The sequence below is a fragment of the Acinetobacter sp. 1424608 genome, assembly GCF_000588255.1.
Classification (GTDB): Bacteria; Pseudomonadota; Gammaproteobacteria; order Pseudomonadales; family Moraxellaceae; genus Acinetobacter; species Acinetobacter nosocomialis.
Map to the genome: position 1 here is coordinate 48,366 of NZ_JFXL01000004.1, position 11,998 is coordinate 60,363.

The following is an 11,998-nucleotide window of genomic DNA, read 5'->3' on the forward strand; positions in this document are numbered from 1 at the left end:
CTTTTTCTTTAAACACAATAGCTTGCTTGATAAACCCAAGTCATAATACAGTCTTGTTCTACAACCCATCCCCCTTGATATTGTTCTAAAAGTTGATAACGCTGTTGAGTTTCTAATGTAAAAGCTAACGTTAATGTTTGATTGTCAAAATTAATATCAACAATAGATGCTTCTAAGAAATCAATATATTGCTTTGCTGTGGAATAAACTGCTTTATATAGGCTTTCTTTTACAGAGAAAATTAAGCTTACGTATCGGGCAAAATCAAAAAACTTAGCCGCCTTACCGCTCCATAAATCACGCTCAGATGGCGTTAAAATAAGGTGTGCACTTTCTTTTGCAAATTCTGAAGTTACCCAGTGCTCGATATCAATTCCCAAATAAAGCGCGTTATTTGATAGCCCAACAATTAACTTATTTTGTGAATGACTAATACTACCCAAAACATGAGATGGCCAAATGGGCAAATGTTCATGCATAGAAGTTATTGGCTGATTCAAACCGAAATGATGATTTAAAACAGCCTGTGCTAAGACCCTACCACATAAGTACTCATTTTTACGCTCGACACGCGCTTGAGCAATTTTTAGGGGATGCTCTAACTGTTGATCTATATGCAAATGCTGTGTTTTTGATAAATCTAACTTATAACAGAATAGCCCCGATGTGAGAAAAATAGAGCTCGAAATTTCATAAATTGATTTGCTGAGTTGTTCAGGAATATATAGATAATGACTCACTGTATTTTGCTTCAAAATAAATACTTTTAATATGTTCTCTCTTATCTTAACTTACGAGCCGCAATTTAATAAATAATTATACTTATCATTTGATAATAATTATTATTTACTTATACTATTGGGTAAATTTTGACTTTAATTTACTTATAAACATCGATTATGAAACTTATAGGACTTTTTTTGACCCTGTTAGGAGCGGTCAGTATCTATTGTAGTCATAGCAATCAAAATCTGTTGTCTCACCATCTTCCAGCTCTATTTAAGTATTTGGGTCTAGTACTGTTGAGTGTTGGATTGATTGAACTCTTTGCGAGCTTACCAAAAGTTGTTGCTGCTTTCTGCTGGTTCATGCTCATCATTTTTGCATGGTCGTTTCTTCCCTTTATAGCGCTTTTTAAACGGAAATTGGTTTCATGAAAGCTAAAATTCAGTCTCCTATCCAGCCAGACTGGTGGAGTAAAACTTTTGCTGGCGGGGTTTTAGGACTAAGTCTTTCCATCGCGATTGGCAATTTAGTAGTTCTATTAGGTCGTCCTTATGTTGCCATGGATTTATTGGTGCAATTGGGAATGTGGAGTGTGCCGTGGGTTTGGATGCCTATTATGTTTGCCAGTTATTTTTTTACGACCGGACAAAAAGCACTGATCTATTTATCCATTGCGATTGCCCTAGCGTATAGCTGTATTTTCGTATTGCGGGGTTAAACATGAAAGTACGTTCAGACATTATGAAATTAGCAAAAAGCATGCATACTTGGGTGGGTGTATGTGCAGGGATTTTGCTTTTTATCTGTTTCTTCGCTGGTGGGCTTAGCATGTTTCAGCACCACATTAGTAAGTGGGCTACGCCAACGCAGCAAGTTTTACCTAAAGTTTCACCCAACCAATATAATGAGCTTATTCAAAAAGTTCAGGCTACCTATCCTGCTGCACAAAAGAACTTCACACTAAATTTATCGTCTAATGAATTTCACTACGCGCCTATTACGTGGAGTGAACATGGAGATGGCTTTAATGCTGCTCAGTCTACGTGGATGGCAAGCTTAGACAATAAAGGTCAGTTAATCGTTGCTCAGGAAAACTTATCTAAAGCAGGCTGGCTAATCGAACAGTTGCATGAAACAGCAGGCATACCCGGCATGGCAGGTCATCACGGATTAGGACTTTACGTGATGGGCGTGGTTTCTATTTCATATTTTCTTGCTTTACTTTCAGGAGTGATTATTCTTTTACCAACTTTGGTAAAGGATTACTTTGTCATCCGTCCTGGTAAAAATAAAAAGCGTTTTTGGTTAGATGCGCATAACGTGATTGGAATTACGAGCTTACCTTTTCACATCATTATTAGCATTAGCGTTATTGTCTTTGCTTTTCATGACTTTTTTTACGATGCGATTGGTCAGCTGGCACTCAAAGGACAGCCAGTTTTTCAGCGTTCTCCCCCTGCGCTTATTCAACCTAAACAAACACAAATAGATGTGCAGCAAATATTAGCTCAAACAAAAAAAGTAGCACCTGAATATTCAGTTGACTATATCCAGTTCAGTAACCTCGATAAACCTGAAAAAGCCAATGCACGTATAGCCTTGTATAGCCCCGATCAGATGTTACGCGGCGCAAATCAAGACTTTATGCGCATGAACCCCTATGCAGTTGAGCACTTTAATCATAAAGGTATTAATACTCAGACTGATGGAGGTAATAAGTTAATCAACGCCATGTTTAGCCTACATTTTGGAAGTTTTGGGGGTACGGGCGTACGTTGGATTTATTTTGTGTTAGGTGTCGGTGGCGCTTTCTTGTTTTACACAGGGAACATTCTTTGGGTTGAAACTCGTGCACGTAAACAAAAGCGTGCTGAAGATTCTGTTCCTGTTCAACGTAAAGATGTGGTGTTCCTCGCGAACTTAACTATAGGTGCATGTTTAGGGTGTGTTCTAGCTGTCGTAGGCACAATGTTAGCTAGTCGTTGGCTTTTCGCTACACTCAACATTGAAAGTATAAATCACCTCTTCATGTATGGTTATTATGCGATTTTCCTACTGACTCTGATTTATACCTTTGTGATTGGCTACGCAAAAGCTTTACCACAACTGCTCTTAACCTTGGTTTTTGTGTTATTTGCGATTCCACTTACATCTCTTTTAGCCTACTTCATTCCCCAAAGTGGCTTATGGGTCCATGGCGGAGAAATCTTAGTAGTTGATTTCTTAGCTGTCATTTTTGCGTTAGCTTTCTGGCGTTTTTATCAACAAGCCCAAGATCGCCGAAAATCTGCTCCAACGGGCAGTTTATGGGCTAGCTAACAACCATAAATCAACATGGCTGAAATAATGTGTGAAATATGAAAAATTATAAAACCCACATTGTTTCGGTCAGTTGTTTAATTTCTTGAATATCATGACTTACATAAATCATCGGAATTTTTATTTCCTCTTTTACCTTCTGAAAAAAAGGAATAATTTCAGCTTTATGATTCGCATCTAATGCTGATAACGGCTCATCTAGTAGTAACAGCTTAGGTGAATATAACAATGCTCGACCCAGTGCCACGCGCTGCTTTTCCCCACCTGAGAGTTTGATAGGCATACGTTGTAATAAGTGCCCTAACTTTAATAATTCAATAATGTAATCTGCTTCAAAGTGACGTTCTTGTTGGGAAAGATGCTTAAGACCAAATAATAAATTTTGCTTTACCGTTTTATGCGGAAAAAGCTGAGCATCTTGAAAAACCAATCCAACATGTCGCTTTTGCGTACTCAAATTAATGTTTTGATTTGAATCAAACCACGTTTGATCCTGTATTTTAATGACTCCACTACGCGGAGTGTTCAGCCCTGCAATAGCATGTAAAATGGACGTTTTACCTGAACCGGATGCACCAAATAGCCCAATAACAGAAGCATCGGACTGGAAACTAGGCTCAATATGAAATTGACCCATGTGTAGCTGGAAACGGCAATCAATCAACATAATCTTACCGCCCTAGGCGCTTCTTTTGATAACGATGAAACCACTGTGCAAACCATAGTGCTAAAAAAGCCACGCTTAACGATAAAACAATAAGTCGTTGAATAGCGGCCTCGGTATCGGGTTGTTGCATTAAGCTATACATGGCTAGAGGCAAAGTCCGTGTTTCATTTGAAATATTACCAACAAAAGTAATAGTGGCTCCAAACTCACCTAGACTCCGGCAAAAGCACAAAATGACACCAATTAAAATACCACTGCTGGCAAGTGGCAATGTGACATGGAAAAATGCCCCTAAAGATGAGGCACCTAATGTCTTTGCTGCCATTTCTAAACGCTGATCGACCAGCTCAATTGCTAGTCGAATCGATTGTACCAACAGCGGAAAACCCATTACTGCGGAAGCAAGAACGGCGCCTTTCCAGTTAAATGCAAAATCAATTCCGAGTGGAGCTAAATATTGCCCAATAATCCCGCGGCTCCCAAAAACTTGTAAAAGCAAATAACCAGGCACCACTGGCGGTAATACCAAAGGTAAAAACACCAATGTTTCAATGAATGACTTACCCCAAAAGTCTTTACGTGCTAGAAACCATCCCACACAAATTGCAGGAATAATACTGACAACAAGACAACTTGCTGCAACCTTACAAGAAAGTTGCAGCACGCTGAGTTCTTCTGGGGTTAAAGAGAACATCATGGTTTAACTGGAGCTAGCACACTAAAGCCATATTTTTTAAAGACAGCTTTGGCTTGGTTGCTTTGTAAAAATTGATAGAACTTTGTTGAATTTGGAGTCTTTTTAACTATCCCTATAGGGTAAGTAATTGGCGAATGTGTATTTTCTGGAAATACGCCAGCTACAGTCACATCTTTGCTAATCGCTGCATCGGTTGCATAGACAATCCCAACCTGACATTCACCACGCGCAACAAAATTTAATGCAGCTCGAACATCTTCTGTTTCAACTAACTTCGGCTCAATACGACTCCACCAACCTAAATTGATAAAAGCTTGTTTAGCATATTTGCCTACAGGCACACTTTTGGTATCTCCTGTACAAATCTTGCCTGTAAACACTTTATTGGGATCAGTGGTTTTATCTAATTTTATATTTAATGGTCTTCCTTTAGGTGTAATTAAAACCAAACGGTTACCTAATAAATTTATACGGTCATTTGCTGCAACTTGTTTTTTGTTTTGTAGATAATCCATCCACTGTGTATCTGCTGAAATAAAAATATCGGCTGGGGCTCCAGCTTCAATTTGTTTCGCTAAGGTCGATGAGCCTGCATATGAAGTCTTAATTTCTACTTTATTTTGTTTTTCGTAAATTTTTTCTAAATCTGCAATCGCATTCGTTAAGCTCGCTGCTGCATAAACAGTAACTGATTCAGCCTTGGCTGAAATATTAAAGATCACTCCTATGCTGAGGATTGAACAAGCTAAAGCTAATTTTTTTATCTTTGTATTACTTACCATTATGTTTTACCTTTTTTGTCGTTTTTTGCAGCGATATATACCCAAGAATATAGCGATAAGCATAGACGATTAAAAGTAGAAATTATTTATAAAGATGGGTATTTTTTCTGAGCAATTGAAAACTATTAGTAGATAAAACTGATTCGCGCTTAAATTCTTTGATTTATAAAGCATTCCTAATCTTATTTCTTTAAATAACTACTCATAATTTGATAATCATGTTCTAAGGCTTGTCGAGCATTGATTTCCATTTGGCGGTAATGCTCTAAGACTTTGTGGCCCAAAGCTGTGACGGCTGCCCCACCACCATGGGTTCCACCCGTTTGTGTTTCCACTAAAGCTGTTTCAAAGCATTGATTCATGGTGTCGACCAACTGCCATGCACGGCGGTAGCTCATATTCATAGATTTTGCTGCCTGTGAGATTGAACCCGTTCTCTCAATTGCTTCAAGTAAGTCTGCCTTACCCGGACCAAATGCAATATTTTGCTCTAAAAGAATTCTAATTTGTAATTTTAAGTTTTGTTCTTTCATAGACTTAGTTCACAAAGTTTCATTTTTATGCTGCTTAACATTATAGGGAACTTTAATAGGTTAAAACACATACAAATTTAAATCTCTACTTTTTCTTCAAAAGAATTCGATTAAAAAATCAAAACTGCACAAAGTGGATAAAGATCTGGAAAAAACGGATAGAGAGGAATGCTTAATCGCGGTTCAATCAGTTAAAAGCTGATTGATTGGAGGATTGAGTAAATGACCTCATCTAATTTAAAACAATGGAATGATTTTATAGATGGATGTATCGACTTCCGTCCTAACGATGGCGTGTTCCGTATTGCACGTGACATGTTTACCGAGCCAGAACTATTTGACTTGGAAATGGAACTTATTTTTGAAAAAGTTTGGATTTACGCATGTCATGAAAGTGAAATTCCAAACAATCATGATTTCCTAACCGTTCAAATTGGCCGCCAACCGATTATTGTAAGCCGTGATGGTAAAGGCGAACTACATGCCATGGTCAATGCTTGTGAACACCGCGGTGCGACCTTAACACGCGTTGCTAAAGGCAATCAATCTACATTTACCTGCCCATTCCATGCTTGGTGTTATAAGTCAGATGGTCGCTTGGTTAAGGTAAAAGCACCTAGTGAGTACTGTGAAGATTTTGATAAATCAAGCCGTGGTTTAAAACAAGGCCGTATTGCCAGCTATCGTGGATTTGTATTTGTTAGCCTTGATACTCAAGCAACAGATTCGCTAGAGGACTTTTTAGGCGATGCAAAACTGTTCCTTGATTTAATGGTTAACCAGTCCCCAACAGGTGAACTCGAAGTATTACAAGGTAAGTCATCTTATACCTTTGCAGGTAACTGGAAGCTACAAAATGAAAATGGCTTAGATGGCTACCATGTCAGCACTGTTCACTATAACTATGTCTCTACAGTCCAACACCGCCAGCAAGTCAATGCCTCAAAAGGTGAAGAACTCGATACACTTGACTATAGCAAGTTGGGTGCCGGTGACTCAGAAACTGACGATGGCTGGTTTAGTTTCAAAAATGGTCATAGTGTTTTATTTAGTGACATGCCAAACCCAACAGTTCGTCCGGGCTACAGCACGGTTATGCCATATATGGTCGAAAAATATGGCGAAAAATATGCTGAATGGGCAATGCATCGTTTAAGAAACTTGAACTTGTACCCTAGCCTATTTTTTATGGATCAGATTAGCTCACAACTTCGTATTGTTCGTCCTGTGGCATGGAATAAAACCGAAGTCATCAGCCAATGCATTGGGGTTAAAGGAGAATCTGCTGAAGCACGCCGTAACCGTATTCGCCAGTTTGAAGATTTCTTTAATGTGTCGGGCCTTGGTACACCAGACGATTTAGTTGAATTCCGTGAGCAACAAAAAGGTTTCCAAGCACGACTTGAACGTTGGAGCGATATTTCACGTGGTTGTCAGTCTTGGGAATATGGTACGACCAAAAACTCACAAGATTTAGGCATTCAACCCGTTATTACTGGCCGTGAATTTACCCATGAAGGACTCTATGTAAATCAACATGGACACTGGCAACGTCTCATGCTGGACGGCTTAAATAAAAAAGCCTTGAAAATGCAGGATATTACTTTTGAAAATAATGCCGTAATGGATGAGGTGTAACCATGTCACAAGAACTACATTTTGCTGTATCTCAGTTTTTGTACAAAAAGGCAGAGCTTTGTGATGCTTATGACTGGGATGCCTACCTAGAGCTTTACGATGAAGATAGTGAATATCATATTCCACAGTGGATTGATGACCATAACTATGTTCAAGATCCAAATCAGGGCTTGTCTTATATCTATTATGCGGACCGTACAGGCCTTGAAGACCGTGTATTCCGTATTCGTACCGGAAAAGCAGCATCTGCAACACCGTTACCACGTACTTTGCACAGCATAAACAACATTCGAGTTAAAACACTGGAAGATGGTCTTATCGAAGCAAAAGTTGCATGGCAAACGCTCTATAACCGTCAAGGTTTAGAAGGCTGTTTTTACGGACATGCCACTTATCTTTTACGTCAAACCGCTGATGGTTTCCGTATTCGTCGTCAGCACAGCATTTTGCTGAATGACAAAATTGATTCCGTTTTAGACTTTTATCACGTTTAAGGGGAATGAAAATGGGACATTCAGTTGCACTTAACTTTGCCGATGGCAAAACCTTTTTTATTTCGGTAAATAAAGACGAATTGTTGCTTGATGCAGCAGTTCGTCAGGGAATTAACCTGCCGTTAGACTGCCGTGAAGGTGTTTGTGGTACCTGTCAGGGACAGTGTGAAACTGGTATTTATGAACAAGAATATGTCGATGAAGATGCATTAAGTGAACGTGATTTGGCCGAACGAAAAATGTTAGCTTGCCAGACCCGTGTAAAATCAGATGCAGCTTTTTATTTCGATCATGATTCTGCTATTTGCAATGCTGGCGATACATTAAAAATTGAAACCAAAGTGACTGCGGTTGAGCTGGTTTCAGAAACAACAGCAATTTTACATCTTGATGCGAGCAGTCATGCTGAACAACTTCAGTTTTTACCTGGTCAATATGCTCGTTTGCAAATACCGAATACAGAAGACTGGCGCTCTTATTCTTTTGCAAATAGACCAAACGCAACCAATCAATTGCAATTTCTCATTCGCCTCTTGCCAGACGGTGTGATGAGTAATTACCTACGTGACCGTTGTCAGGTTGGACAAAGCTTACTTATTGAAGCACCGCTTGGTAGTTTCTATTTACGTGAAGTAGAGCGACCACTGGTTTTTGTGGCGGGTGGAACAGGCTTATCGGCTTTCTTGGGAATGCTTGATAACTTGGTTGAGCAGCCTAACTCACCTGCCGTTCAGTTGTACTACGGCGTAAATAGTGAAACCGACTTGTGTGAACAACAGCGTTTACATGCCTATGCTGAACAGCTACCCAACTTTAGTTATCACCCGATTGTGACTAAGGCAACGGAAACTTGGCAAGGTAAAGCAGGCTATATCCATGAGCACTTAAATAAAGATCAACTGGCCGAGCAAGCTTTTGATATGTATTTATGTGGCCCACCGCCAATGATTGAAGCCGTTAAAAATTGGTTAGATGAGCAAGCTCTGCAAAACTACCGTATCTACAGCGAGAAATTTTTACAGAGCAATACCTCACGTTAAAAGTATAAATAGCTTAAAAACTACTAAACCTGAAATGATTCAATATACTCTTATAAGGGGTATATTGAATTTTTGTATTTAAATTAAAAGCTTTTATATATCAATAATATAAAATAATGAATTCCGACAAAATAAATTGACCAGTTCGCACGGATTTGTTATAAATTTTGATAGATCTTAAGGAATAAGATCATGATGAGATTAAGTTATAGCACCTTTTATATCCCCCTATTCTATTTCTCGAATGTATTAAATTGATGGACAAAATCCGACGTAAAAGTTTGAGAAAATCACAATAACTAGCGGTTAGATTGGTCTATATCTTGCTTATATCTCATTGTATTTTACGCTTAACTTAATTTTTAAGTGCCGTATGTACTTATTGCACAGTGAAAGTTTAAAACTTTTGCAACATAGGTAAATACAGGAGTGAGCCAAAAGGGATAAATATGAACCAAGCCAACTCCCACGAACTCAATGGACGTCATTTTCAAAATGAGTCTATCTTTACTGATCATAATTTGGTGTTCGATCACCACGATTTAAGCGAAACCTGCCGCAATGTAGGCCAAATTTTTAAACCGCATGATCTTAAAATCTCTCATCAGAAGCGAGATTTCAGTGCAACTATGCACCATGTTAAAACAGGTGCGCTATCTATTAGTCGCTTAGAATATGGCGCAGATGTCATTATTGAACCAGATCATCTGGATAACTTTTACTTAATTCAAATTCCAACTCAAGGCTACGCAGAAATCGAGTTTGGTTCGCAAAAGTTTATTTCTTATTCTCAAGTTGCTTCTCTTATTTCACCTCAGCAATCTTTACGTATGCGCTGGCATGCGAACTCACCACAGCTCATTCTAAAAGTTTCAAAGGATGATTTTACTTACCATTGTCGTCAACATATTGCCGATTCAGAAAATAACTTTACTTATTTTTGATCCAAAATTAGATTTTTCTACCCAAGGTGGAGCCTATTTTTTGCAGCTTGTTAGAACCTTAATGGATGCTTTAGCATGCGAACAGCATCCGCTCCATCATCCTTTAGCCTTTAAACAGTTTGAGTCAAATTTATTTAATGCGCTCATTTATGGTCAGCCCAACAATGCATTACATAAGCTTGATCATTATAAAGAAAAAACCGTTTCTCCTTATTTCGTGAAGCGTACAGAAGCCTACATTAAAGAACATTTGCATGAGCCGCTCAATGTCGAGATTTTAGCTGAACATGCAGGCGTGAGCGTAAGAACCCTATTTACTGGTTTTAAAAACTATTTAGGGACCACCCCAATGTCTTATTTAAAAGAATTACGCTTTGAACAAGCTCATTTAGAACTCATGCATAATGAAAATCTATCGGTTACTGACGTTGCATTTAAATGGGGATTTACTCACTTAGGTCGTTTTTCTCAAGAATATAAACGCCGTTATGGTGAGTTACCTTCGTCTACTCGCCGTTCTGGTCACAGTGAAGGTTCAGGCTTAATTACTTCAATTTTTTCTTAAACTAAAATAGATAAAAGCCTTTTATATTTGTTGATATAAAAGGCTTTTTTTATGATTTAAAAATGATGGACATAACGAACTTGTAGTCGCGTACCTTCTGGTCGGTTTTCAGCATCTTGCTCAAAATATGCATTTGCAACCAAGTGATCATTTTTAGAAAAACTATACATCGCACCGGGACCAATTGCCCAAACTTGTTCACGTCGACCTTTGACTTTTTCACCATCGACTTCGGTATCTGTAACTTGTTTTAGCCAATAGCCATTGAGCCCTAAACGCAACTGTTCGGTAATAGCATAGTCTGTTGCAAAGTTTGCATGAATTGCTTGCCCTGCCTGTATATCATTTGCTCCAGCAAACGTATAGCTTGGGTCATCATTCTTAAAGTTATAGAGATAATGGATACGTGTTGAAGCTGTCCATTTTGGATTAAACCAATATGTGGCAGCCCAATACGGGTCAAATGAAACAGCGTTATTACCTGGGTTAATATCTTTTTGCTGGTCGTATTCGCCAGTAGGTAAATTCACCTGAAACTCAAAACGATGTACAAACTTCGGTCCTTGTGCGCCTATGACTGGATCGAACTGAATAAAAGGCCCAATCATAATGTCCCCAAAGCCACTTTGGGCTTTAATTGCCGCATTATTCAAGCCATCATCCATGTCCATTTTACTGACAAAAGGAATCAGAAAATTTATGCCTAGACTGGCTTTATCTTTTACTCGGATATTCGATAAATAACTAATCTGTTCAACCAGTACTTGATAATTTAGATCTGTTTTAGGTAAACCGAGTTTTTGTCCATTAACATCGACCAGTTTATTACTATCGTAATTTTGAAAATAGGTTTGAGCATACCAACCGGACCCTGCTGGTAATCCACCATCGAGAAAGCTGGTCATACCTAAGTTTACGGTCGGTAAATCATAGGCATGTGCAGCCAAAGGCACACCCAACAATGTCCCTGCTAAAAAGCCATGTTTAATTAAAGTGCTTTTCATCTTCTTATTTCCTATAAAAAAAATCACGACCGGATTGATCGTGATTGTGGTGAATTAATGGGCTAATTCTGGATGCTCAGCAGCAATCCGATACTTTCCTGCGTGAAATACCAATGGTTCACCTTGGCGTTGTTGGTATTGTTCAATTTGACCAATAAAAATCAGGTGATCTCCGCCTTCATACTGATTTACATTGCGACAAACCAAGGTTGCGAGTGCATCAGTCAAAATTGGAACGCCAGCATTGCATTGTTGATGAGCAATGCCTGCAAATTTGTCTTCGGCACCTCGAGCAAAATGCCCAGAAAGCTGATGATGCTCTTGTGCCAACATGTGAATTGCAAAATATTCAGCTTCTACAAAATCAGGCAAACTTGGCGCCGTTTTTGAAAGACTCCACAAAATTAATGGTGGGTCTAAAGACAGTGAGGAAAAAGAATTGGCGGTCATTCCTATTTTCCGACCATCTTTACCACGGGTTGTAATCACGGTAACGCCAGTTGCGAATTGCCCAAGTAAATTACGGATTTCTCTTGGGTTTTCAGCATTAATTGCTTGTAAACCTTGAGTTTCAATTGTGTCCATTTTT

At 38.7% G+C, this 11,998-nt stretch carries 12 protein-coding genes and 1 pseudogene; 6 read left to right on the forward strand and 7 right to left on the reverse strand.

Annotation, left to right across the window (positions count from 1 at the left end):
• Positions 1-8: 8 nt before the first annotated feature.
• Positions 9-740: a 4'-phosphopantetheinyl transferase family protein gene (locus J678_RS09635; RefSeq protein WP_017392758.1), complete on the reverse strand. Its 732-nt coding sequence runs from the start codon at positions 738-740 to the stop codon at positions 9-11.
• Positions 741-1,153: 413 nt separating this feature from the next.
• On the opposite strand from J678_RS09635, the gene J678_RS09640 reads away from it, so the two are divergent.
• Both J678_RS09640 and J678_RS09645 read left to right on the forward strand, forming a co-directional pair.
• A complete protein-coding gene (locus J678_RS09640; RefSeq protein WP_017392760.1) occupies positions 1,154-1,444 on the forward strand; it encodes a hypothetical protein in 291 nt (96 codons plus the stop codon).
• A 2-nt stretch (positions 1,445-1,446) separates the two neighbouring features.
• Complete coding sequence (locus J678_RS09645) at positions 1,447-3,045, forward strand: PepSY-associated TM helix domain-containing protein (protein ID WP_017392761.1); 1,599 nt, start codon at positions 1,447-1,449, stop codon at positions 3,043-3,045.
• 46 nt (positions 3,046-3,091) lie between these two features.
• On the opposite strand, the gene J678_RS09650 is transcribed toward J678_RS09645, so the two are convergent.
• From J678_RS09650 to J678_RS09665, 4 genes are all read right to left on the reverse strand, one after another.
• Complete coding sequence (locus tag J678_RS09650; RefSeq protein WP_017392762.1) at positions 3,092-3,712, reverse strand: ATP-binding cassette domain-containing protein; 621 nt, start codon at positions 3,710-3,712, stop codon at positions 3,092-3,094.
• Positions 3,713-3,716: 4 nt separating this feature from the next.
• On the reverse strand, positions 3,717-4,409 hold the full coding sequence (gene modB, locus J678_RS09655; RefSeq protein WP_017392763.1) for a molybdate ABC transporter permease subunit: 693 nt from the start codon (positions 4,407-4,409) through the stop codon (positions 3,717-3,719).
• A complete protein-coding gene (gene modA, locus J678_RS09660; protein ID WP_017392764.1) occupies positions 4,406-5,191 on the reverse strand; it encodes a molybdate ABC transporter substrate-binding protein in 786 nt (261 codons plus the stop codon). The genes modB and modA overlap by 4 nt, the downstream gene beginning before the upstream one ends.
• A 182-nt stretch (positions 5,192-5,373) precedes the next feature.
• On the reverse strand, positions 5,374-5,724 hold the full coding sequence (locus tag J678_RS09665) for a winged helix-turn-helix domain-containing protein (RefSeq protein ID WP_002050018.1): 351 nt from the start codon (positions 5,722-5,724) through the stop codon (positions 5,374-5,376).
• A 222-nt stretch (positions 5,725-5,946) separates the two neighbouring features.
• Here J678_RS09665 and antA point away from each other — a divergent pair, with 222 nt between their 5' ends.
• The 4 genes and pseudogenes from antA to J678_RS23750 all read left to right on the forward strand — a co-directional run bounded on the left by antA (position 5,947) and on the right by J678_RS23750 (position 10,405).
• Positions 5,947-7,362 (forward strand): anthranilate 1,2-dioxygenase large subunit, encoded by a 1,416-nt coding sequence (gene antA / locus J678_RS09670; RefSeq protein WP_017392765.1) that lies wholly within the window; start codon positions 5,947-5,949, stop codon positions 7,360-7,362.
• A 2-nt stretch (positions 7,363-7,364) separates the two neighbouring features.
• Entirely contained in the window at positions 7,365-7,856 is a 492-nt protein-coding gene (gene antB / locus J678_RS09675) for an anthranilate 1,2-dioxygenase small subunit (protein ID WP_000076813.1), read from the forward strand.
• Between the two features lie 5 nt (positions 7,857-7,861).
• The gene (gene antC, locus J678_RS09680; RefSeq protein ID WP_079377496.1) at positions 7,862-8,896 is read left to right on the forward strand and encodes an anthranilate 1,2-dioxygenase electron transfer component AntC; all 1,035 of its coding nucleotides are present in this window, start codon (positions 7,862-7,864) and stop codon (positions 8,894-8,896) included.
• A 449-nt stretch (positions 8,897-9,345) separates the two neighbouring features.
• Positions 9,346-10,405 (forward strand): annotated as a pseudogene (locus J678_RS23750) (AraC family transcriptional regulator).
• Positions 10,406-10,461: 56 nt separating this feature from the next.
• Here J678_RS23750 and J678_RS09685 read toward each other — a convergent pair.
• Positions 10,462-11,409 (reverse strand): SphA family protein, encoded by a 948-nt coding sequence (locus tag J678_RS09685; RefSeq protein WP_017392768.1) that lies wholly within the window; start codon positions 11,407-11,409, stop codon positions 10,462-10,464.
• Positions 11,410-11,463: 54 nt separating this feature from the next.
• Entirely contained in the window at positions 11,464-11,994 is a 531-nt protein-coding gene (locus tag J678_RS09690) for a flavin reductase family protein (RefSeq protein WP_017392769.1), read from the reverse strand.
• Positions 11,995-11,998 lie beyond the last annotated feature (4 nt).

Excerpts from the sequence above, each read along its gene's own strand:
- J678_RS09640 (WP_017392760.1), top strand. The coding sequence starts at position 1,154 with ATGAAAGCTAAAATTCAGTCTCCTATCCAGCCAGACTGGTGGAGTAAA.
- J678_RS09645 (WP_017392761.1), top strand. The coding sequence starts at position 1,447 with ATGAAAGTACGTTCAGACATTATGAAATTAGCAAAAAGCATGCATACT.
- J678_RS09650 (WP_017392762.1), bottom strand. The coding sequence starts at position 3,712 with ATGTTGATTGATTGCCGTTTCCAGCTACACATGGGTCAATTTCATATT.
- modB (WP_017392763.1), bottom strand. The coding sequence starts at position 4,409 with ATGATGTTCTCTTTAACCCCAGAAGAACTCAGCGTGCTGCAACTTTCT.
- modA (WP_017392764.1), bottom strand. The coding sequence starts at position 5,191 with ATGGTAAGTAATACAAAGATAAAAAAATTAGCTTTAGCTTGTTCAATC.
- J678_RS09665 (WP_002050018.1), bottom strand. The coding sequence starts at position 5,724 with ATGAAAGAACAAAACTTAAAATTACAAATTAGAATTCTTTTAGAGCAA.
- antA (WP_017392765.1), top strand. The coding sequence starts at position 5,947 with ATGACCTCATCTAATTTAAAACAATGGAATGATTTTATAGATGGATGT.
- antB (WP_000076813.1), top strand. The coding sequence starts at position 7,365 with ATGTCACAAGAACTACATTTTGCTGTATCTCAGTTTTTGTACAAAAAG.
- antC (WP_079377496.1), top strand. The coding sequence starts at position 7,862 with ATGAAAATGGGACATTCAGTTGCACTTAACTTTGCCGATGGCAAAACC.
- J678_RS09685 (WP_017392768.1), bottom strand. The coding sequence starts at position 11,409 with ATGAAAAGCACTTTAATTAAACATGGCTTTTTAGCAGGGACATTGTTG.
- J678_RS09690 (WP_017392769.1), bottom strand. The coding sequence starts at position 11,994 with ATGGACACAATTGAAACTCAAGGTTTACAAGCAATTAATGCTGAAAAC.